Source organism: Vibrio paucivorans, assembly GCF_054053395.1.
Genome location: NZ_CM133231.1, coordinates 1,497,395 through 1,518,769, shown reverse-complemented (window position 1 = coordinate 1,518,769; position 21,375 = coordinate 1,497,395). Strand labels below are relative to the sequence as shown.

Annotated in this window: 21 protein-coding genes; 10 read left to right on the top strand and 11 right to left on the bottom strand. The window is 45.4% G+C overall.

Annotation, left to right across the window (positions count from 1 at the left end; genetic code table 11):
* Positions 1-384 precede the first annotated feature (384 nt).
* Positions 385-1,509 carry a M14 family metallopeptidase gene (locus tag ACXABW_RS22280; protein WP_457525589.1) on the top strand — a complete coding sequence of 375 codons (1,125 nt, stop codon included), beginning with the start codon at positions 385-387 and terminating at the stop codon, positions 1,507-1,509.
* Between the two features lie 143 nt (positions 1,510-1,652).
* Here the strand turns inward: ACXABW_RS22280 and ACXABW_RS22275 are convergent, their stop codons facing one another.
* Positions 1,653-2,894 (bottom strand): peptidoglycan DD-metalloendopeptidase family protein, encoded by a 1,242-nt coding sequence (locus ACXABW_RS22275; RefSeq protein WP_457525588.1) that lies wholly within the window; start codon positions 2,892-2,894, stop codon positions 1,653-1,655.
* 154 nt (positions 2,895-3,048) lie between these two features.
* Here ACXABW_RS22275 and ACXABW_RS22270 point away from each other — a divergent pair, with 154 nt between their 5' ends.
* Complete coding sequence (locus ACXABW_RS22270) at positions 3,049-3,921, top strand: aspartoacylase (protein ID WP_457525587.1); 873 nt, start codon at positions 3,049-3,051, stop codon at positions 3,919-3,921.
* Positions 3,922-3,983: 62 nt separating this feature from the next.
* Here ACXABW_RS22270 and ACXABW_RS22265 read toward each other — a convergent pair whose 3' ends face one another.
* From ACXABW_RS22265 to ACXABW_RS22245, 5 genes are all read right to left on the bottom strand, one after another.
* Positions 3,984-4,994, bottom strand: coding sequence for a CobW family GTP-binding protein (locus ACXABW_RS22265; protein ID WP_457525586.1), 1,011 nt, complete (start codon positions 4,992-4,994; stop codon positions 3,984-3,986).
* On the bottom strand, positions 4,984-5,544 hold the full coding sequence (locus ACXABW_RS22260; protein WP_457525585.1) for a carbonate dehydratase: 561 nt from the start codon (positions 5,542-5,544) through the stop codon (positions 4,984-4,986). Before ACXABW_RS22260 ends, ACXABW_RS22265 begins: the two co-directional genes overlap by 11 nt.
* Positions 5,545-5,647: 103 nt before the next feature.
* On the bottom strand, positions 5,648-6,982 hold the full coding sequence (locus ACXABW_RS22255) for a dihydroorotase (protein WP_457525584.1): 1,335 nt from the start codon (positions 6,980-6,982) through the stop codon (positions 5,648-5,650).
* Positions 6,983-7,085: 103 nt separating this feature from the next.
* Positions 7,086-7,550 carry a Fur family transcriptional regulator gene (locus ACXABW_RS22250; RefSeq protein WP_457525583.1) on the bottom strand — a complete coding sequence of 155 codons (465 nt, stop codon included), beginning with the start codon at positions 7,548-7,550 and terminating at the stop codon, positions 7,086-7,088.
* A 207-nt stretch (positions 7,551-7,757) separates the two neighbouring features.
* Positions 7,758-9,386 (bottom strand): diguanylate cyclase, encoded by a 1,629-nt coding sequence (locus tag ACXABW_RS22245; protein WP_457525582.1) that lies wholly within the window; start codon positions 9,384-9,386, stop codon positions 7,758-7,760.
* Positions 9,387-9,630: 244 nt separating this feature from the next.
* Here ACXABW_RS22245 and ACXABW_RS22240 point away from each other — a divergent pair, with 244 nt between their 5' ends.
* Complete coding sequence (locus ACXABW_RS22240; RefSeq protein ID WP_457525581.1) at positions 9,631-10,068, top strand: acyl-CoA thioesterase; 438 nt, start codon at positions 9,631-9,633, stop codon at positions 10,066-10,068.
* A 139-nt stretch (positions 10,069-10,207) separates the two neighbouring features.
* On the opposite strand, the gene ACXABW_RS22235 is transcribed toward ACXABW_RS22240, so the two are convergent.
* Complete coding sequence (locus ACXABW_RS22235) at positions 10,208-10,750, bottom strand: dihydrofolate reductase family protein (RefSeq protein ID WP_457525580.1); 543 nt, start codon at positions 10,748-10,750, stop codon at positions 10,208-10,210.
* Positions 10,751-10,856: 106 nt separating this feature from the next.
* Here ACXABW_RS22235 and ACXABW_RS22230 point away from each other — a divergent pair, with 106 nt between their 5' ends.
* Entirely contained in the window at positions 10,857-11,471 is a 615-nt protein-coding gene (locus tag ACXABW_RS22230) for a TetR/AcrR family transcriptional regulator (protein ID WP_457525579.1), read from the top strand.
* Here ACXABW_RS22230 and ACXABW_RS22225 read toward each other — a convergent pair.
* Entirely contained in the window at positions 11,436-12,602 is a 1,167-nt protein-coding gene (locus ACXABW_RS22225) for a glycosyltransferase family 4 protein (RefSeq protein ID WP_457525578.1), read from the bottom strand. The genes ACXABW_RS22230 and ACXABW_RS22225 overlap by 36 nt on opposite strands.
* A 320-nt stretch (positions 12,603-12,922) precedes the next feature.
* On the opposite strand from ACXABW_RS22225, the gene ACXABW_RS22220 reads away from it, so the two are divergent.
* The 4 genes from ACXABW_RS22220 (at position 12,923) to ACXABW_RS22205 (ending at position 17,799) form a co-directional block, all read left to right on the top strand.
* A complete protein-coding gene (locus ACXABW_RS22220) occupies positions 12,923-13,855 on the top strand; it encodes a glycosyltransferase family 2 protein (protein WP_457525577.1) in 933 nt (310 codons plus the stop codon).
* Positions 13,856-13,868: 13 nt separating this feature from the next.
* Positions 13,869-15,314, top strand: coding sequence for a lipopolysaccharide biosynthesis protein (locus ACXABW_RS22215; RefSeq protein ID WP_457525576.1), 1,446 nt, complete (start codon positions 13,869-13,871; stop codon positions 15,312-15,314).
* Between the two features lie 169 nt (positions 15,315-15,483).
* Positions 15,484-16,356: a patatin-like phospholipase family protein gene (locus ACXABW_RS22210; protein ID WP_457525575.1), complete on the top strand. Its 873-nt coding sequence runs from the start codon at positions 15,484-15,486 to the stop codon at positions 16,354-16,356.
* A gap of 552 nt (positions 16,357-16,908) precedes the next feature.
* A complete protein-coding gene (locus tag ACXABW_RS22205; RefSeq protein ID WP_457525574.1) occupies positions 16,909-17,799 on the top strand; it encodes a DMT family transporter in 891 nt (296 codons plus the stop codon).
* 6 nt (positions 17,800-17,805) lie between these two features.
* Here ACXABW_RS22205 and ACXABW_RS22200 read toward each other — a convergent pair whose 3' ends face one another.
* Positions 17,806-18,267 (bottom strand): GNAT family N-acetyltransferase, encoded by a 462-nt coding sequence (locus tag ACXABW_RS22200; protein ID WP_457525573.1) that lies wholly within the window; start codon positions 18,265-18,267, stop codon positions 17,806-17,808.
* A gap of 186 nt (positions 18,268-18,453) precedes the next feature.
* On the opposite strand from ACXABW_RS22200, the gene ACXABW_RS22195 reads away from it, so the two are divergent.
* Positions 18,454-19,302: a DMT family transporter gene (locus tag ACXABW_RS22195; protein ID WP_457525572.1), complete on the top strand. Its 849-nt coding sequence runs from the start codon at positions 18,454-18,456 to the stop codon at positions 19,300-19,302.
* Positions 19,303-19,367: 65 nt separating this feature from the next.
* Entirely contained in the window at positions 19,368-20,288 is a 921-nt protein-coding gene (locus ACXABW_RS22190) for a LysR family transcriptional regulator (RefSeq protein ID WP_252033117.1), read from the top strand.
* 68 nt (positions 20,289-20,356) lie between these two features.
* Here ACXABW_RS22190 and ACXABW_RS22185 read toward each other — a convergent pair whose 3' ends face one another.
* A complete protein-coding gene (locus ACXABW_RS22185; RefSeq protein WP_457525571.1) occupies positions 20,357-20,647 on the bottom strand; it encodes a putative quinol monooxygenase in 291 nt (96 codons plus the stop codon).
* Positions 20,648-20,650: 3 nt separating this feature from the next.
* Positions 20,651-21,304: an oxygen-insensitive NAD(P)H nitroreductase gene (nfsB, locus tag ACXABW_RS22180; RefSeq protein WP_457525570.1), complete on the bottom strand. Its 654-nt coding sequence runs from the start codon at positions 21,302-21,304 to the stop codon at positions 20,651-20,653.
* Positions 21,305-21,375: the final 71 nt, after the last annotated feature.

Genomic DNA, 21,375 nt, shown 5'->3' with positions numbered 1-21,375 from the left:
CAGCAAGAAAATACGCATATACAGATCACATTATTAATGTTGAATTATGCAAATATTGATAAAAAACCGTGAAGTTTGAATCAATGTTCTAATTTCAATAAAAAGCGGTAACTTATATTAATTAACAATAGATATACCCAAGCAACCATACATTCACAAAATAATTAAAAATATTTTCCGACATCACTTAAACAGAATATTAAATACTGAAATTCAAATATTAGAATAAAGCTTACCTAGATTGTAAATTCGGCAATAAATAATAAAGTTCGTCTATAAAAAATCGATTAATATAAATTTACATCATACATAAGCAACAAAGTAGTTGGCTCAAATTAAAATGTGCTAGTCTTACCGCAACTCAACCACGAGATAACAACTACAATGAAAATTTTCAGTAACTTCGAAAGCGGCAACATTCATGTCGTGTCTGCCGATTCACCGCAAAACATTCAACTGACTATCCCTGCCGATAATCAAACCGAAATTTCCCAGTGGTTCCACTTCCGCTTAGAAAGCGAAGCACAAAAGCCACACCACTTTACCATCAGTGAGCTTGCTACTTCTGCTTACCCAGAGGGCTGGAAAGACTACGATGTAGTTGCATCATACGACCGCGAAGAGTGGTTCCGAATCCCAGCTCAATTCGATGGTAACTCGCTCGTTTTCGATATCATCCCTGAATTCGATTCTATGTACTTCGCTTACTTTGCGCCGTACTCATACGATCGCCACCAAGATCTACTGCACGGTGCACAAATGCACCCAGCATGTAAGCTAGAAACACTAGGCCACACGCTAGACAATAACGACATCAGCCTGCTCACCATTGGTGAGCCAAGCCCAGAGAAGAAAAACATCTGGGTTATTGGTCGTCAGCACCCTGGCGAAACAATGGCTGAATGGTTTATCGAAGGATTCTTACAACGCCTGTTGGATGAAACTGACACGGTTGGTCGCTCCCTGCTAGACAACGTGGTTATTCGCGTTGTACCAAACATGAACCCAGATGGCAGTATCCGTGGTCACTTGCGCACTAACGGCATTGGCGTAAACCTAAACCGTGAATGGCAAACCCCGTCCATGGATCGCAGCCCAGAAGTCTTTCTTGTGAGAGAGCGTATGCTTGAAACAGGCGTTGACATGTTCTTGGATATTCACGGTGACGAAGCAATTCCATACAACTTTGTCGCAGGCAGCGAAGGTATTCCATCCTACGATGAGCGCCTAGCTCGCTTGGAAAATCACTTCAAACAAGCGCTTCTAACGATCACTCCAGAATTCCAAGACGAATTTGGTTACGACAAAGACGAGCCTGGCAAAGCGAACCTAACTGTAGGTTCAAACTGGGTCGGTGAGCAATTCAAATGTTTGTCTTACACCGTTGAGATGCCATTTAAAGATCACATCAGCCAAGCAGACGAGCTTTACGGTTGGTCTCCAGAGCGCAGTGTCGCATTCGGTCATGACATGCTCGCAGCAGTATGGGCGACAGTCGGTGAGCTATAAGCATCGCGGATTTAGCGCCAAGTGATAAATGAAAAAGCCCGATACTTTCTGTATCGGGCTTTTTAGTATTTTGGTTTTCAATCCGCTCTTTTCAGTGAATCAACAAGCTCACAGCAACTCCATGGTTCGCGTTTAGGAGAAGCTTAAGTGCGGCTCTTACTTGCTTCGACTTGAGACTCGAACTCGTCAATTTTTGCTAAGAAAGCCGCCTTGTCCTCGTCCGAAATCGAACGAGCAATAGGAAGGTCTACCTTCATAGGGTCTACAGGACGGTTTCTTACTAACACTTCAAAATGCAGATGAGGACCAGTTAGCCGGCCAGTCGCACCAGAAATCGCGATTTTTTGTCCACGCTTAACTTCTTGTCCTTTTTTCACGAGAAAGCTGTCTAAGTGTAAATAGCGAGTGGTATAAACGCTGTTATGTTGTATAACCAAATATTTCCCTGCATAAGGGTGATTCCTAATCGCTGTGACTCTCCCATCTCCAGTTGAGTATATGTAAGCCCCCACCGGAGTGGCGAAGTCGGTACCATTATGTGGTGCAATTCTCCCCGTTACTGGGTGCTTACGTTTAGGATTAAACGCCGAGGTGATTCGACGATACTGCTTATCTACCGGGTAACGATTAAACGCACGCTCAAGACTATTGCCTTCTCTATCATAGAAGCGACCATCTTCCGCTAGGTATGCTGATATTTCTCCACTGGCCAATTTGAAAGACACGGCTTGAACTTCGCTGTTGCCCGTTTCATGATCCCCGAGATATTGGCGTTTAACCAATACATCAAACTTGTCACCAGCACGCAGTGCTCGTGAGAAATCTATTTTGTCGCGCAATACTTGAGTGATGTTAGCGATTTGAGCGGAAGACAGACCTATATTGTACGCCGACAATGAAAAGCTGCCGTTAATGGTCCCTGAATATATCGTGTCTCGCCATTCACTTGGGAGTTCATTAAATGCATAGCTGAACTCTCCATCCTCACTGCGAGTGTAAACCGCCTGCTCAACGAGGCTAATATGATAGATCAAAGAGAGAAGCTCACCATTTTCGCTGTCTATGACCAATTCTAAATGCTCTCCAGGCTTGATCATATCGAGTTGGAGGTGTGCTAGATCCGCAGATAATACCTGCTGTAGCGTTTGGTACGACAGCTTCCAAGAAGAGAAAATATCACTCAAGGTATCGCCGACTTTAACAATGTAATGCACACGAATAGGCTTCGGTTCTACATCTTGCTCAGGTGCTGGCGTGATAACGACTTGCATGGATTGATCATCACTCTGAATAGGGTGAGATTGGTGCTCAATATCAGGAATAAAGTAAGCGATAGATAAGGCAATGACTGCCGTGGAGAAAGCTATTGCTTTGAAGTTTTTCATGAGAACAGTACTGGATGACACTTTAATTTGATATGTTATAACATATCAAATTAAAGATAAAGCAAATGTGATGCGGTTAATGTCTCACTGAAGAGCGTACTCAACTAAGACATCATCAGGCAGCATTGGTTTCGAATATAGGATCTTCTCAATTATGGAAAAATGTAATCATGTTTTACTGGTTGCCGGAACTCATGGCAATGAACTCTCTGGGATATACCTTCACAAGCTCATCAGGGAGCGACTCTATGATGCAAGCCGCTCAACGTTTTCGACCGATTTGACCCTCGCGAACCCGGAAGCGGTGCAACAAAATGTTCGCTACATAGACTCAGACCTCAACCGAGAATTTTCCACTGACCACAATCCTGAGCCTCATGCCACACACGAGAGAAAGCTTGCTCAGAAAATAGGCGCAGAAACAGCAAAAGCCGAGACGCAGCTGGTTATAGACCTTCATAATACAACGAGCAATATGGGAGCCACGCTTATCTTGCTGTCCGACAGCTTCTTCTACAAAAGAATGGGAGCTTACGTTAAACAACGTATGCCTGAAGCAAACATTTTGTTCGAAAGCAGAAAGCCATGGAATGAGCAACCCTACCTGTGCACATCAGGTCAATACGGAGTCATGATTGAAGTCGGATCTCAAGCCCACGGCTCATTGAAATTCGACACTCTAGAACTCATGAAAGAAATGCTCACGGCCGTATTAGATTATCTTGAGTCACATAATTTAAATGAAATGATGGAGCTTAAGGATTACTGCGCATTCAACTACATCAAAGAAGTCGCCATTCCACTCGATCGCGACGGTATGCGAATCGCAACTGTACACCCAACAATTTGTGGTAAGGATTTTGAGGTGGTCAAACAGGGAGAGCCGCTTTTAGCAACTTTCTTTGGGTACGACATTTTCTGGGAAGGCAGCCACGATGTATACCCGCACTTCATAAACGAAAGTGCTTACTGTATGGCAAATATTGCTATGGCACTGGCAGAAAAACGCTTAGTTTCTGTTACTTAGTAAAAAGCCCCTGTACTTCGCCAAACATAAGGCAAGTTCAGGGGTATCATTGAACCATCATTCTAGTGCTGAGCAATAATACACTGAAGCAATTGCTTTTCTATATTGCCATCCACACTGCTAGCGATGATCTCAATCCGCGTTTCCATGCATTCATCTAACTCAGACTCACTCAAACCATCTTCAGTTAAGTTATAGCCAAATATCCCATCTTGCGTGATAAACACCGCTTTCATGCGCTCAGCTCGGATTCCAACTAACAATCTAACCAAGCGTTCACGATCAAAGACTTTTTGCGGAGAGAACCTCCACCCGATACTTTGAAAGCCTTCTCCCTCATTCATCGCTTTAACGACACCTTCCTTTGGCATTGGTATTTCTGATGCTAAAGGTTTGTCACTCGCATGATGATGGTGATGATGTGGTGGGTGCTCATGAATAGTGGTCTCACCTTCAAACTCGGTAAACGGAATCACACCATGCTTAGCAAAAACCACTTTAGTGTTTGGTCGCCCGACTTCTGCTACGTAAGCTTCTAGCTTCTGGGCATCGCCGGTTTGATACAGATCGAGCTTGTTACCGACCACAGTATCGGCAATCGCGATTTGCTGGTTGAATGTATCATGTTCTGTGTAACGCACATCCGCAAGCTTGCGCGCATCGACCAAGGTGATGTTCTTTTGTAGTGAAAGCACTTGGAGATAATGCTCAGTCGACAGCACTTGAAGCACTTCTTTCGGGTGACCAAGTCCGGTAGGCTCAATTAGCAGACGGTCTGGTTTTGCTTCACTTAACAGCTGATTCAATGCGATTTGCATTGGCAACCCAGCCGCACAGCACATGCAGCCCCCCGGAACTTCGCGAATGAAGACGTGCTTATCTTCATTGCGTTGCCCTTTCACTAGGCTTCCATCCACACCAATTTCGCCGAATTCGTTCACTAACACCGCCCAGCGCTCATTCTCAGGCTTGTTCGCCATTAAATTTAAAATTGCTGAGGTCTTTCCCACCCCCAGAAACCCAGTAATGATGTTGGTGGGAACAGCACGTATCGGCTGGTTCTTAGAGTTCATTGGCAATTCTCCTGTAGCCTTGTACCAGCTCGTGGTTTGCTGAAACCACAGACTCTGAAAATGCCGAATATTCCGGTGGCACTTTCGAGATGCTGTTCAAATCAAAATCAGCACCAATGTTCGTCATCGGTGGAACATGGAAATTCTCTGGCAAGTCTAGGCCATCCACCACACAGTTATGGCGAATCACACACCCCTTACCAATCACTGCGTCAAACACCACCGAGTTAAACCCAATGAACACGTCATCGCTAACTTCACATGGGCCATGGATAATAGATCGGTGTGCTATGGATGAGCGCTCTCCGACGGTAACAGCAGCACCAGCTTTTGAGTGGATAACCACGCCATCTTGAATATTAGTATCGCGTTTGATAACGATGGCTTCCATATCACCTTGCTCGTTCACTTCATCGGCACGAATCACCGCGTAAGGACCAATAAAAACATTATCTTCAATGATCACTCTGCCACAGATAATCGCCGTCGGATCGATGAACGCCGTTTCCGAAACTTTAGGCATGTGGCCAGTGGGATTTCTTCTTAACATTTTGATTTCTCTTCATACGGTGCCTCAAAGGCACTCTAGCTACGACAATCTTACTTCGACAAATAAAGCTCAACGAAAGCATTACATCTCTCGACCATACGCCTTATCGGTCGAACACCAACCTCATTGCTTGGGCAGCTTTCTCGTTCACTTTCTGGTCGGCATACACCAATCCGCCATTGACCCAAGTTTTCTTGATTTGCGCTGAGAACTGATGTCCTGAAAACGGTGACCAACCACAGTGGTACAAGCTATTTTCATTGGTCACAAGGGTTGGCGAGCCTGCATCCACCAGCACCAAATCAGCAAAATATCCTTCACGGATAAAACCTCGCTGCTCAATACCGTAGCGAATAGCTGGGTTATGTGCCGTTTTTTGAACCACTTGCTCCATTGTCATGTGCCCTCGAGTGACTTGGTCAAACAAGGTGAGCAAAGCATGCTGCACTAACGGTAAACCTGCTGGCGCTTGATCGTAAGGCACCTGTTTTTCTTCCCAAGTGTGTGGCGCATGGTCAGTCGCGATAATGTCTATTTGCCCTGAGTTCAATGCTTTTAGTAGCGCCTCACGGTCACTTGGGTATTTCACGGCCGGGTTACATTTAATTTGGTTTCCGCGCACTGCATAGTCTTCGTTGCTAAACCACAAATGGTGCACACACGCTTCAGCGGTAATGTTTTTGTTCTCAATTGGGCCAGCCTCAAACAGTGCCAGCTCTTTTGCTGTTGTAATGTGCAGAACATGCAGCAGACTGTTGTGCTTCTTAGCAAGCTCTACTGCATAAGAAGATGACGCATAACACGCTTGGTCATCGCGCAATACAGGATGATCTTCAATAGTGAATTCTGATTTCTCTTTGAGCAGTCGCTGCTTGTTTTGCGCAATCACAGGACCGCTTTCGCAATGCGTTACGATAAGCACTGGTGAATCACGGAAAATCTCTTCTAAAGCTTGAGGGGCTTCTACCAATAAATCCCCCGTCGAAGCGCCCATGAAGACTTTCACGCCACAGTGCTTCTTAGGGTCAAGCTGTTTGATTTGTTCAAGGTTGTCTTCGGTCGCACCGAGGTAGAAAGAGTAGTTTGCGAGGGAGTTCTGCCCGGCAATCGCGAATTTGCGTTCTAGCGCCTCAATCGTTGTGGTCGCAGGGCTGACGTTCGGCATCTCCATATAGCTTGTGATACCTCCAGCAACCGCAGCTCTAGATTCTGTCGCAATCGAGCCTTTATGCGTCAACCCCGGCTCACGAAAATGTACTTGATCGTCAATCATACCGGGAATCAGATAACACCCACCCGCATCAATCACCGTATCTTCAGGTGCTGCCGTAATATCGGTTGAGATGGTTTCGATTCGCTGACCGACAATTCGCAAATCGGTCTCGGTAATTGTCCCTTCGTTGACGATAAGGGCGTTTTTAATCAATGTTGCGGGCATAGTGGCTCATGATCTCCATGCTGATGAGACTAATGGTTTGAATAAGAAAAAGATCGCGAAAGCGTATCGATGATTACAGCGATAGGACAAAGCAAAGTAACAATCACGCCTCACTAGATTTGGCACACTCATCGCAAACACAGTTGATTTCTAACTGAGGGCTAATGACTGTAAAACCTTCTTGCTTTGCGTGGGATTTAAGCCCTTCGATCAACGCAGGTGCAATGGCTTGTTCGCTTATTTTGTTGCACTTGGAACAAATAAGAAATTGAGCGACACCATGTTCATGGTCACAAAGGATATGAGAACAAACGATATATTTATTAGAAACTTTAAGCTTATGTGCTAAATGCACGCCTTCGAGAAAATCTAAGATTCGATATACAGACATAGCCTGAATATTCTGCTCATAACGCTCTTTGCAATAGTCGACTAACTCATAAGCCGATAAAGCTCGATCTGCATCAACTAAGGCGCGCAGTACGAGCTTTCTTTTCGAGGTCAGGTACTTACCTTTCGCCTTTAAGTTTTGTTCAACTCGTTTTAAGGTAGATTCCAGATCTTGCATACATTGCCTTACAAAAAACCCACAAAAGATACATTATAACATAACACAAGACTTAGCGCTGTGTTAGTGAAAACCATTCACGTAGTTCAACAATTACAGCTAAGTTTTGGTATTAAGTGGGCGGTGTAAAAGTCGTCTCAAACGCATTGTGCCGAACATTAGTCAGGTTTGAGCATTGAAGGACTAGCCAATTTTCGCATCTGTGGGTTAGTTTGACGAATAAAGCTTAACGCAATTACGCCCATCTTTTTTGGCAAGGTATAAGGCTTCATCTGCTTGCGAGATAGTGGTCTCGATAGATGGATCTTTATGGGAGCTATCACTGGAATACAGTGCAAGACCTATAGAACAAGTAATGTACAAGTTCTCTTTATTAGTTATTGGGATCGATACGCCCTCCACGCCGATTCTGATTTCCTCGGCTATGGACATTAATGCCTTAGGTTCAGTATCTGCAATCACAATGCAGAACTCTTCGCCACCATAGCGACAGACAATATCGCTATCTCGAATTTGGGTTAAGAAGTATGCAGCGACACGCTTCAACGCTTTATCCCCAATATCATGGCCATTGTTGTCGTTGACCCGCTTAAAGTGGTCTAAGTCGACCATCATAATGCCTATTTGAGTGTGCTTTCTCTTAGCACTGGAGACCCATTGGTTCATGGTCTCGAACAAATACCGTCGGTTATACAGTTGCGTTAGCGAGTCTCTAAATGCTTGCTGACGCAAACTCGTTTTGAGCTCTATATTGGCAATAGAAATCGCAATTCTCTTTGCCACAGCTTGAGCCAGAACTATAGTGTCATCATCAAAGTTGTCTTTCAAAATATGCATCACACCAACCGTCTCTCCGTGCGCACTTAATGGTATACACAAAGAGGACTCCCCGGTATTTTCCATTGTGTGTTCACACTGAACGCCAGAGTCACTATCCACGATTAAGTGTTCGTGCCCTCTTCTCAGCGCCCAACACTGATCGGGATTATAATAACAACTGCCCTGCCACTGCCCACCCCAAAATAGTTTCATTTTTAGCAAGTTACGTGACTGCTTATAAATTGAAATCGCGCCTAATGTATCGGGTAGAAGACTCGGTATAAGCTTTTCCACAACCAGCCTAGCTTCAGTGATCTCACTGCATGCGTTGAGTAGTGAGTCTAGATGATGCATTCGATCAATTTCTTGTGTTCTCAATGCGACTTCCATCTCTAACGCCGATTGGTGACTCAGGATAGACGAAGAAACAAAACGCAGGATAAAAAATATGATCATGCTGATAGAAAGTACACCAGCCAATAAAAGAGACATTAACGCCATGCGCATGTCTTTCATCTGATTCTCGAGCACTAAAGACGAAAAAGAAGCGCGTGAATAGTACGGGATAACTTGACCTGCCACTTCAATCATTCGATAAACCGCAACGTAGTGAAAGTTAAGTTCAAGTGTGTCACTGTAACGAACTGAAAAACCAGATCCGTCCTGACGCGAACGAACCAGCTCTATACGATCAATGTGGTTTGTCATATCGGCAATAAGCTTGTGCTCAACGCTCGAATCGCCCGTAACCTTGCCATTGCTATCGATAAATGTAATCCGCGCTCCACTGATCTCGCTCAACTTCTTAGCAATCGGGTCGGCTGTTTCTATCGTGATCAGAGCATTGGTGGAGGCTAGAGTCACTAGCGCGTTTTTGGCAAGCCACTCAAGCTCTATATTGATTCTTTCATCCAAAGTACTTTTTAGTTGATGGTCAATAACCGCTAAGCCTAGGCAGCCTAAGAGAATCAAAACAATTGAAGGGACTAAAACAACTTTTGTCGAAGGTTTCACCATGTTGATCACCTATTCGCTTCCCTTGGCCACAACCGGATGTTTGTATCAAGCCCCTTATTTAAACGTAGCAGATAATAGCTCTTACTAACGATTTACTCGTTAAGCGGCAAAACAAATCCACATGACACCGCCACCTTTAGATCACAATTTATTAACAAAATTTCATATCAAGAAAGCATTCGATTTAGAATAAAAACTCAATCACCTATCACGACAAAAATTACCATTACACAAAGGAAGAGTTATGGACGACTTACTAGCCGATTTTCCCGTTATCATTGAAATTCCCGTGGCTTGGGGGGAAATGGACGCACTGCAACATGTGAATAACGCAGTCTACTTCCGCTACTTTGAATCGGTTCGGTTAGCGTATTTTGAAAAGATCGGACTATTGGTGGATATTGCACAAAGCCAAATAGGTCCCGTTTTGGGCGAGACCAGTTGCCGTTATAAATTGCCAATCACCTTCCCAGATACCTTACGCGTGGGAACGAAAGTGGTCGATGTTCAAAGCGATCGATTTACAATGGAATATAAGATCGTTAGCAAAGGGCAATCTCGAGTCAGTACCATAGGCCACGCTACTTGTGTCATGTTTGACTTCAAAAACCAGACTAAAGCGAAACTCCCCGAGCCCATTAAACAAGCTATTCTCGCGCTTGAAGAGCAATCAACATCATGACAGCCTAGGTGAATTCACTCACCGCCCTCCAGCAATAAAACCACTTGTGCTCGAGTTGTTTCCCCCCTCATTAAACGAAAAAGCGAGAAGCTAACGGGCTCCTCGCTTTTTCGTTTCACACCACCATCAAGTGCTGGCTCTACCAACCATTTCTAGTACGAACAAAACGGGTTTTTACCAAGATACCCGCACACTGCTCCGACTCCAGATGTTTAAACTTGAGAGGAGACTGAAGTTCACCAAATAGCGGGATACCACCACCAAGTAAAGTAGGAATGGTGGTAATGATCATTTCGTCGATCAAGTCTTGAGCTAAGAAGTTCTGAATCGTCACACCGCCGTCGATGTATAAGTCTTGGTAACCTTGTTCATTAAGGCTCGCGACCACGTCTTTCAGTTCACCTTTTACCAAAAACACCTTGTCTTGGTATTGCTCAGGGACAGACGTCATTGTATTACTCAGCACAAATACAGGCTTGCTATACGGCCAATCACCACCAAAGCTTGCCACCATATCAAAGGTATTTCGCCCCATAACCAAGGCATCTACTCTCTCCATGAAGTCGGCAAACCCAAAATCAGAACCCTCTGGGTTTGGCACTTCATGCAGCCAATCCACCTGATTATTTTTGTCTGCGATGTAGCCGTCTAAGCTAGTTGCGATGTAAACGATATTCGCCATGATGAGCTCCTATTTACTCTGAGCAAAGGAAGAAGATACGTTGAGGTTCGAGATCAAAACCACTATAATTCTACAGCGTAGAATTATAGTGTAAAGATCATCATCTATGAGTGTCAACATGAAAAAGCGCGGAAGACCATCGGCTGACAAAGTAAAACTCAATCAACAACAGATCATTGAGTGTGCGAAATCTATGATGCAGGAAAGTGGAAAGCTACCCAGTATCAGGCAATTAGCGTCCAATTTAGAGGTCGATGCGATGGCAATTTACCACTACTTTGCCAACAAAAATGCGCTGCTCGAAGCAATGACGATTTCACTGATCGAAAACTTATATCAACCCATCAATGGGCCATATTGGCAGCAGGAGCTTGAACAACTTTGCGTCAGTTATCTCGAGCTACTGAGCCAGTATTCAGGCTTGTTAGAAACATTGCTATCAATGAGTTCCGATGGACCAGCACGAGTGTTCAACGACAAGTTATCTACGATTTTTTCGGGGCTGAACTTACCTGCAGATCAAGAGCAGCACACCCGTGATTTATTAGTCGATTACCTACATGGGTTTGCATTAGCTATGCGCTGCCACAACGAACAACACACTCAGAAACTAGACAGCAGTATGATTAAAGGTCCGTTACAGCTCATTATTCGCTCCACCAACTCTACAGAGCTTAGTCAGGCGTTAAGAGCTAGACACTTGCTCAATCCAGTCCGATAAACAGCGAGCTTGCTTGAAGGCATCAAAGTTATTGATGACATGCTGACGCGCAGCTCTTCCCATCAACGTTCGCTGTTTACTGGTTAATTGAGAGAACTGTTCTATCGCCTGTGCGAGCTGACCGGCATCCTTTTCATCCACTAGGTAGCCAGTCCCTGGCACAACGATCTCTTTACACCCCATGATGTTTGAAGTGATGACAGGGCTACCTGATGCCATCGCCTCTTTAAGCACTAAAGGGCCTGTGTCTACACAGCCTGAATCCGAAAAACAAAATGGGGCAACCAAACAGTCATAAGTCTGTAGGGCTTCCAACACTTGTTGATGAGGTTTTGCTCCTAGGAATCGAACGCTATCACCTAAATTTAGTTGTTTGGTAAGCTGCTGCAATTGAGACTGCTGCTCCCCAGTACCAATAATATCTAACCTGATAGAGGTACGACGCGTACGCTTTGCCGATAACAACTCTGCTAATGCTTGCAACAAGAAATGGACACCTTTGGTTTCAACTAATCGCCCCACGAACACTAAATGCAAACCGTCACTTTGCTTTCGCTCTAGGTGTGGGATCTGATCGAGCTTCACTCCACAATGCAGATACTTGATATTAGATGGAAAAGTACGCTGAAAGTCGTGATACATATCTCGGCAGACTGCGACCGAAAAATCACTGAATCTGAGCTTTTGGTCGATATCAAATGCTGATTCGTAAACATCATGTCCGTGTCCGACAAAGGAACAACCAATACCTAACAGTTTAGACGCCACAATCGCATGTGCCGTGGTATGTTGGCAAAAGTGAGCATGAGCATGAGTCACACCCTGTTTGGAAAGCTGCAACGCCAGTTGAGCACCATAATAAAGCAGAGAACGTTTTGGCAAAGATGATTGGCTACAGACAAATGACACCGCATGGATAACATTAGGCACTTTAAACAAACTCAATACATGCCAGTCCAACGCGCAACCAATTTCTTCTACATCATAATCAAACTCTATCTTGGAGGGCTCTTTTTCGAATGTCATGACACAAACCTGATGCCCGCACGCATGTAACGCATCCACTTCTGTTTGGATAAACGTTTCGCTCAGCACTGGGTATGTTGGCGTGATAAATGCCACCTTCTTCATCCCGACCTCCATATAGGATTGTCTTCCATTTTTAGGAGTAAGCAACTTTCGCACCTGATTAAAACATCCTACTTATCTGATAGTTAAGGGATGAGGCTTGTCATTTCTCATTTTGAGAATCAATTTCAACGATATTCCACTCACTTCACTGCCGCTGCCTTTGCATTTTGGCAAGTTAACCAACAAATACATATAAAACAAATAGATAGCTATTGGCACATATCCTGCTCCCTGTTAATAGCAATACAAGTTATTCGCAAACTAGGTTAAACGCAGACTAAATCAGTCACGAAGAAGAACAGATAAAGAGAGTGTTGGCTATGAATAAAGTATCGGTGATCATCCCCACTTATAACTGTAAACAGTATCTCAATAAGGCGTTATCCAGCGTAGTAGAGCAAAGCCACCGTGATTTGGAAGTCATCGTCATTGACGACAACAGCAACGACGGTTCAGACGAACTACTCCAATATTGGGCAAGTGTAGATTCTCGTATCAAGGTATTGAATCAGCCCGGTTTGGGCGCATCGATGGCGAGAAACATAGGCATTGCACAAGCCACAGGCGATTACATCGCGTTTTTAGATGCGGATGATTTTTGGCTACCCAATAAGATTGCCGATCAATTGGAACTGCATCAATTCTACCCAGAGATCGCACTAAGCTTCACCAACTACAATCACCTGACAGAAAGCTATCAAGAGATCATCGACTGCTTTGGCTACTGGGACAAATTCCAATCAGAAACACGCCGGTTCTTGCTCCTCGAACAACCGCTCGACTTTATTATCGCCAATAACATTATCGGTACCTCTACTGTGATAGTGAAAGCAGATGTGCTCAAGCAGATGAAACCGTTTGATTCCAGCTTTACCTATTGTGAGGACTGGGAGTTGTGGTTGAGGATTTGTGAAAAGCATTCAGTCGCTGCGCTCAACTCAGTAAAAACGGGCTATCTAATGCGCCAAGGCTCTCAGACTCAATCGCATGAAAAGCGCCTTGCCAATTTGGCCTGTATCGAAAATATCTTGGAAAAGTATCAGGGCTATACGCACTCTCAGCGCCCCATTCGCATCGCACAGGCTCGCTTACTGGAAGGCTACGCGGACTACCACCGACAGCTAAACCAACACCTCACCGCAATGAAATTGCAATGCCGCTCTATGTTTGCCCACCCTCAACCAAGAAAGCTCCGCAGCATACTGGGGGATTGCAAACGTTCACTGCTCACACTCACTCCGGCTTGTCGCTAAAGGAAGGTGAACTGTGGGCGCATTATCTCAATCAGTTTATTACGCCATCGGCATCATCATGATGAAAGGGGTCTCGCTATTGATGATCCCCTACCTCACTCGCACACTTACTGTCGCTGAGTTTGGGGCCTTAGAGTCTTTGGTTTTACTGGCCGATATCGGCACAATTTTATTCAGCTTTGGCTTGGTCGATGCCATGTATCGCTATGTTGGTACTGCAGAGGGTAAACACAAGCAGCAACTAATCTCGAACTGCTTTAGCCTTAGCTGTTTATTGGTGCTGTTTGGAGCAGTTGCCATCGCTTTATCGCTTAATAGCCTTGTCGCTATCCTTCCTGCTCGATTTGAACCATATCAGCTTGTGCTGCTAGCGATTCCTATTTTGTTGGACGGGCTAATTTCGATTCCACTGACGTTAATGCGTATGCAGTCGATGGCGAAAAAGTTCTGCCAATTGAATGTGGCAAAAGCGCTAATTCAAGCTCTGCTTACATTTGTTTTAATGGAGCATGGCTATGGGATTGATGCGGTATTGATCGCAGCGTGTTTATCGAGCATTTTCCTCGCGCTGGCTCTGGTTCGCTTCCAATGGCAGCAAATGGAAAGATTCGGACACTTTGCTGATTCCGCCATGTTACTTCGCTTTGGTTTGCCTGTTTTAGTCGGCTCCGTATCGGTTTATATGATTACTGGGCTAGATCGATGGCTGTTAGCCGAGTTTGTAGGTGTCGAACAGCTGGCAGTTTATGCCATCGCGGTAAAATTCGCCCTGTTGCTTCCGCTTATATTACAGCCCTATGCGCTATGGTGGTTTCCAAACCGTATTCCTACGTTACAGAAACCTGATGGTGAGAAAAAGTGTGCAGAGATGGCGATTCTAGGCGTTAACTTCTGCATCATTGTCGCGCTGTGTATGGCGCTTACCGTACCTAGTTTTCTTTCTCTGATACTACCCGCTGAATACCATAACGCTGGGTTAATCACTGTGGCGCTGCTGATAGTCAATACGATAAAGAATGCTGGAGATTACTTAAATCTTGGCTGCTATTGTGGTGAATCGAGCCAAACCCAAATGTGGATCCATGTATTTTGCGCCGCTCTCGCTGTGGCGGGTTATTTCTATTGGGTACCAAGCTATGGTTTGTGGGCGACAGTATCCGTGCTGGCGGGTGTCTACTTGATTCGGCTAATGCTGATTTACTTGGCCTCTCAATCGATTAAGCCGCTGCAATACGCTCACCGACAGTGGCTCATCACGTTAGCCATATCTATCACAGCTTGGTCACTGCACCAGTTCGTTTCACCTTCCTTACCAGTTTTCGCTACCTTTCTGCTTGGAGGGGTAATTGGAATCGCCAGTATCGCCCTATTTGCTGGGCTCGGTATCCTGCCAATATTGGAGCCCATTAAGCAGCGAATCGCCAGTCGACGAAAATCGCAGCCCACCTCCATTCAGTAAGACATTGCTAAGTAACAAAGACTGACTATGAGGTCGATTGGTCAAGGCGCGTGTAGAAAACACAGCTGATAGCTATCACCTATTAATATGATTTAGAGAAGCGATTTTCTTCGCTGCGGAAGGTTCATTATTCTAACCACAATCTCGAATTTTGATGGACTGTTCCCCCATGACAAACAAAGCACTTATTGTTGAAGGTGGCGCAATGCGCGGTATTTTCGCCAGTGGCGTATTGGATGCATTTATGCAACAGGCTTATATGCCCTACGACTTCGCTATTGGTGTATCCGCTGGCGCTTCAAACTTAGTCGGCTATCTTGCTCACGCACCACAACGTAGTTTCAACGTGATCACTGAGCTCGCAACAGACACCGCCTTTTTCAATCCAACGCGTTTTGCAAAAGGAGGAAATCTGGTTGATGTAAAGTGGCTTTGGGAGCAATCTAATATTCGCTTTCCACTTGATAGCAACACCCTTTTCAGTTCCATTCCAATGTATGCTGCCGTCACTAATATTGAAACGGGCTACGCAGAGTATTATCACGTTCAACCAGATAACTTAGGGCGTGTCATCGAGGCCACAGCAGCACTGCCGATTGCCTATCGCGATACGCCTTGCTTCTCTGGTCGTTGTTTCGCTGATGGCGGTGTATCGGACTCCATTCCGGTGGAAGAAGCCTATCGACGTGGTGCAACGGAAATTACCGTCATACTGTCTCATCCACTCAATTATCAGATGAGCCCGACTAAATACCCTTGGTTGGTAAAAAAACTTCTCGCCAAACACCCACAAATCGCACAAGCGATGTTGGTTCGAGCAGAAAACTACAACCGCTCACTGGAATTCATTCGCCAACCGCCAAAAGGCGTTACTGTACGTGTTATTGCGCCACCAGAAGATTTTGCGGTGAAGCGACTGACGATGAGTAAAAAGACCTTAGAGCAGGGTTACCAAATGGGGCTAACCGCTGGCCAAGCGCATTTAGCCAGTCAGCAAGGCACCTATGGTCTTAGTGAGGAAAACTGCCATTTCTGTGTTTAGGGTAGACAAAGGACGAGCGCTTACGAATACCTCATTCACGGCAAATTAATTTTCACATTTCCATACGATTTATATGTGCCACTGTCGCATATGGTTACCTCGCCTATGCTACAGTGGCGGCAAACTCATAAACCATATCCTTTTCGATGAACAAACACGTTCTATCTTCACTTTTACTTGGGTTGGCTTGCCATCGGTATCAAGTTCTGTGGCCGTGCGATATTGAACAAATCTTATCTGGCGTTATTCCAACTTCTTCCCGCGTTAGGTGTTCTTTGAGTTCTAGGCTTACCAACCCACTTCACATCTCCCTACGCTGCAGCAACATCGTTATTTACTGTTTATGCATGCTTCGCCTTGTATGGCATCGGCCGAACCATAGCTAGGTACAAGCAATAGTTTGACCTCGACAGACCAAACAATATCGGCAGCATGGAGCACTATCCGCTTGAACTTACAAAGTGAGTTTTAACATTATTGTAAAATTCTGATTGCCTAACCAAGTGGATTGCTTCACATTAGCCGAGTGAGGTTCTATTGGGCAGGTGAATAATGTCGACAGCAAGTTTTTTACGTTTGGTCTGTTTAGCTTCGATTTGGGGTGCGTCATTTTTATTTATGCGTATCGCCGCTCATAGCTTTGGCCCGGCTTATCTGATTGAAGCGAGAGTCGGTTTTGCGGCATTGAGCTTATTGCTGGTTGCTATCTACCTAAAACGTAAGCTGCCATTTATGCAGCACCCTCGCCACTTCTTCACTATTGGGCTATTTAATACTGCGTTGCCTTTCCTGCTGTTCGCTTACTCAGCTCAAACGCTTAATGCCTCTACCCTATCAATACTCAATTCGACTGCAGCGATCTGGGGAGCAGTCATCGGCTTCTTCTGGCATAAAAGCCCACTTTCGTTCAAAGCCATATCTGGTTTAGCCCTTGGTGTACTAGGGGTAGCAATATTAGTAGGCTGGGATGCGATGCGAATTGGTGAAGGGGCAACACTGCCTATCATCGCAGGGGTTATGGCGGCGTGTTGTTATGGCATTGCGACCAATTACGCTAAGAATGCCCCGCAGGTATCAGCGTTCGATAATGCTCACGGAAATATGTGGGCAGCAGTATTAATCGTGTTACCACTGCTCCCTTTCATTCCCATGCGCGCCGTACCAACGGAAACAGAGATTCTTGCGGTTGTTGCGTTGGGAGTTCTGTGTACCGGTGTCGCCTACTTGCTCTATTTCCGTTTGATTGCAGATATTGGCCCAGCTTCCGCGTTATCGGTCACGTTCTTAATTCCCGTATTTGGCATTTTGTGGGGTTACCTCATCTTAAATGAACCCATTGGAATCAATACCATTGCGGGCACCATTTTGGTGCTTTCCGGCACCATGATGGTGACAGGATTCTCACCGACTCAACTCATCCGAAAGAGGGCCGAGGCAAGCTAAATGTCGTTAAGACGTCAGTGCTAACGTCATAAACTGGCTATTGGGGTCGAGTTGGTAATCTCCGAAAGGTTCGCAGTATTGGAAACCATGCTTTTCATACAGCTTACGTGCGGGTTTAAAAAATTCCATCGACCCTGTTTCAAGGCTCAACCTCTGATAACCTCGAGATTTAGACTCTGAAATGATGTAATTAAGCAGCTGCGATGCTACGCCTTTATTGCGTGCCGCTGTACTTGTTCGCATCGATTTAAGCTCAGCATGCTGCTCGTCTAGTACCTTAATCGCCGCGCAACCTAACAGTGTGCTGCCATCCCACCCAGTCCAAAATGTTACGCTGGGATCTTTCAATGCGGCGAGGTCTAATGCATGAACACTTTCAGGAGGCGACGTCGCGTTCATATCCTCTAAGTGTTCCTGCAATAACTGAATCACACCCGATGAGGTGATTGGGTCTATTTTGATGTCCATCTTGTTTTAAAATCTCCATAACCAACAAAGGCAAAAGCAGTAAAAGCAAAACCTGTGCCCGTCGTGAGATGTTTTACGTACCTTTCCGGTCACTTTACTTACATGCCACTTCACCGATACCCTAGCAACTGGCGCAAACCATGGAATCGGTTAGCTTTTGGACACTTTATCAATAGGGAAATACGCTTGTCTCACTACCTTATTACCGCCATCGCGTTAATCGCTTTTGCAGCCAACTCGCTCCTATGTCGATTGGCATTAGCGCAAGGAGCGATAGACGCAGGCTCGTTTACCGCTATTCGCATAATTTCAGGTGCATTGACCTTACTCGTCATTCACTTAGTTCTCCAACGTAAGGAACGCGTTAGCCTTACCGACAACAAATCATTATTGTTCCTCGGTGGTGTCGCCTTGTTTATCTATGCCATCACCTTTTCCTTTGCCTATCTTGAGCTTGCCACCGGAACAGGAGCATTACTGCTGTTTGGCTCGGTGCAACTCACGATGATTTCCGTTCATCTGCTACGGGGAAATCGACTCAATAAGTTCGAATGGCTAGGACTCATCACCGCTATGGTTGGATTCATTCTATTAATGTTGCCTTCTGCCACCGCTCCTGATTTGTGGTCTGCTGTACTGATGGTCGTCTCGGGGATCGCATGGGCGGCTTTCAGTATGTTAGGCCAACGAGCGTCCTCTCCTAGAATAGGCACCACCCAAGGGTTTATCAGCGCTGCGGTGATCATACTGCTTTGCTCCCCATGGTTAATCGAGTTGGACAGCATCACGGTTGTTGGCGCGTTATGGGCGACAGTGTCTGGTGTCGTCGCTTCTGCAATGGGGTATGTTGTATGGTACTCCGCGATCAAGTCGCTATCGTTACTTCAAGCATCAGTAGCGCAACTTTGTGTTCCGGTGATCGCTTTGTTCGCTGGTGTAGCCTTACTTGGCGAACAGTTGAATACCGTATTACTGGTGTCTAGCGCGCTAATTTTAGGTGGAATTGCGCTACTGTTTATTCGCAAAAATGGCTAGCGCTGGATTTATCTCACTTCGTAGATCGCTTACTATCAGCAGCGTACCACCAGTTAAGGACTGTTATGAAAGCGCTCAATGACCTGAATATTTTTGTTGAAACGGCCCGACAAGGCAGCTTTTCCAGTGCTGCACACAGCATGGATATGACGCCAGCCGCCATCAGTGCCAGCGTCAAAAGGTTAGAAGAGCAAATCGGTTTTCCACTTTTCGTGCGTTCAACCCGAAGCCTACGCTTAACCAGTGAAGGGGAAATCTTTCTCGACAAAACCACGCAAGCACTCAGCACACTTCAAGATGGCCTCGACTTGGTATCTTCTTCACGCGGTGAGTTATCTGGTAACTTACACCTCAGCGCACCGTCTGATTTTGGCCGTAACTTGTTGATTTACTGGATTGACGAGTTTATTGATTCTCACCCCAATGTGTCTGTGAAAGTTGAGTTGTCCGACAGCCTAACCAACATGTATTCGAAGCCCGTGGATATTGCGATTCGCTACGGTGAGCCAGCGGAATCCAATCTCATTGCTATCCCAATGTGTCCAGACAATGCCCGAGTGCTTTGCGCCTCTCCGGAATATATCAGTAAACATCCACCCATCACCAAACCGGAAGATCTGCTGTCACATAACTGCTTGTGCTACATGACGTCCGACAGCCTTTACAACAACTGGCCATTAACCAGTGGTGAGCAACAAACATCACTACTGGTGAAAGGGACGCCTTCTAGTAACGACAGTGACGTTATTCATCGCTTGGCGGTGCATGGTCGTGGAATTGCCAACAAGTCTCTCATGGATGTCAGCCAAGATCTGATTGATGGCAAGCTAGTACGCATACTGCCAGAATGGGACGGAGAAAATGCCCCACTTTACATGGTGTGTGCTGATCGCAGGGTTCTAAGCCCAACCATTCGAAAGTTTCAGCAGTTTATTCAAGAAAAGTGCTGCGCTCAACGTGCAACCGCGTTAGCCGAGATCAAATAAACTCAGTCCACAAAATGCAAAAAGAGGCGCTCACTGCGCCTCTTTGTCTTTTGTATCTACAGATGCTGTTAGCCGATAAAGCTAAGTGGTCTCATCTGAACGTACTCTAATAGCTCTTGTTCTTTGCATTGAGCACTGAACGCGGTTAGGTGTTCACTTTGTAAATGCACATCTAAACTCTCTTGCGAGCACCAAATCTCCTGCATGATGAACAGGCCATCGATATTTTGATCTTTATACAGTTCGTACTGACAACAACCATTTTCTTCGCGTGTTGGTGTTAACAGCTCTGTTAAGAGCTGCTCTACTTTCTGCTCCTGCCCTTGAGCAGCCTTAATTTCTGCAATCAAGTGGACCATGGATTAGCACTCCGTGAAGACTTGAGACTCATCCCAGCGAGATTTTGGTAGCGCCGCGTTGAAATCGTCTTCGCTACGGTAGCCAAGCGGTACGATCACTGCACTAGTATAACCTTGCTCACGTAGACCAAACTCTTCATCCAGCACTTTCGCATTAAAGCCTTCAATTGGCACTGCATCTAAACCTAGGCTTGAAGCGCCCAGTAGCAATGTGCCTACGTTCAAGTAAACCTGTTTCTCCATCCAATGATTCGCATCTTTTAGATCAAAACGGTGCATGTTTACAAAGAAAGAACGGCCGCCGTGCATGCCTTGCTTACTTTCTTCGTTGTCAAAACGGCCTGCTTGAGTTTCTGACTCTAGCAATTCCAATAGGTACTGTTCGTCGATGCTGGTTTTAGACGCAAACACCACAACATGAGACGCATCTAGAATTTTACGCGTATTGAACTCAAAACCACCTTGAGTTGATTGTGCGATACGCTCTTTACCTTCTTCTGTGCTAGCAACAATGAAGTGCCATGGCTGAGAGTTCACACTCGATGGGCTCATGCGGATCAGATCTTTTACCGCCTGAACATGTTCTTCAGACAGTTTCTTAGTTGGGTTAAACGCTTTTGTTGAGTAACGAGTTTTAGCATTTTGAACAATATTCATTGGGATACCTTTAAGAATCATGTTTTTCGTATCGCTGTATGCGGTAACAATCTTGGTGTGAGGAGAGAATA

Bases quoted from the DNA above. Each gene is read 5' to 3' on its own strand.
- ACXABW_RS22235 (WP_457525580.1), bottom strand. From the start codon at position 10,750: ATGGCGAATATCGTTTACATCGCAACTAGCTTAGACGGCTACATCGCA.
- ACXABW_RS22220 (WP_457525577.1), top strand. From the start codon at position 12,923: ATGAATAAAGTATCGGTGATCATCCCCACTTATAACTGTAAACAGTAT.
- ACXABW_RS22210 (WP_457525575.1), top strand. From the start codon at position 15,484: ATGACAAACAAAGCACTTATTGTTGAAGGTGGCGCAATGCGCGGTATT.
- ACXABW_RS22250 (WP_457525583.1), bottom strand. From the start codon at position 7,550: ATGCAAGATCTGGAATCTACCTTAAAACGAGTTGAACAAAACTTAAAG.
- ACXABW_RS22245 (WP_457525582.1), bottom strand. From the start codon at position 9,386: ATGGTGAAACCTTCGACAAAAGTTGTTTTAGTCCCTTCAATTGTTTTG.
- ACXABW_RS22270 (WP_457525587.1), top strand. From the start codon at position 3,049: ATGGAAAAATGTAATCATGTTTTACTGGTTGCCGGAACTCATGGCAAT.
- ACXABW_RS22280 (WP_457525589.1), top strand. From the start codon at position 385: ATGAAAATTTTCAGTAACTTCGAAAGCGGCAACATTCATGTCGTGTCT.
- nfsB (WP_457525570.1), bottom strand. From the start codon at position 21,304: ATGAATATTGTTCAAAATGCTAAAACTCGTTACTCAACAAAAGCGTTT.
- ACXABW_RS22265 (WP_457525586.1), bottom strand. From the start codon at position 4,994: ATGAACTCTAAGAACCAGCCGATACGTGCTGTTCCCACCAACATCATT.
- ACXABW_RS22230 (WP_457525579.1), top strand. From the start codon at position 10,857: ATGAGTGTCAACATGAAAAAGCGCGGAAGACCATCGGCTGACAAAGTA.
- ACXABW_RS22205 (WP_457525574.1), top strand. From the start codon at position 16,909: ATGTCGACAGCAAGTTTTTTACGTTTGGTCTGTTTAGCTTCGATTTGG.
- ACXABW_RS22225 (WP_457525578.1), bottom strand. From the start codon at position 12,602: ATGAAGAAGGTGGCATTTATCACGCCAACATACCCAGTGCTGAGCGAA.
- ACXABW_RS22185 (WP_457525571.1), bottom strand. From the start codon at position 20,647: ATGGTCCACTTGATTGCAGAAATTAAGGCTGCTCAAGGGCAGGAGCAG.
- ACXABW_RS22275 (WP_457525588.1), bottom strand. From the start codon at position 2,894: ATGAAAAACTTCAAAGCAATAGCTTTCTCCACGGCAGTCATTGCCTTA.
- ACXABW_RS22200 (WP_457525573.1), bottom strand. From the start codon at position 18,267: ATGGACATCAAAATAGACCCAATCACCTCATCGGGTGTGATTCAGTTA.
- ACXABW_RS22240 (WP_457525581.1), top strand. From the start codon at position 9,631: ATGGACGACTTACTAGCCGATTTTCCCGTTATCATTGAAATTCCCGTG.
- ACXABW_RS22190 (WP_252033117.1), top strand. From the start codon at position 19,368: ATGAAAGCGCTCAATGACCTGAATATTTTTGTTGAAACGGCCCGACAA.
- ACXABW_RS22260 (WP_457525585.1), bottom strand. From the start codon at position 5,544: ATGTTAAGAAGAAATCCCACTGGCCACATGCCTAAAGTTTCGGAAACG.
- ACXABW_RS22255 (WP_457525584.1), bottom strand. From the start codon at position 6,982: ATGCCCGCAACATTGATTAAAAACGCCCTTATCGTCAACGAAGGGACA.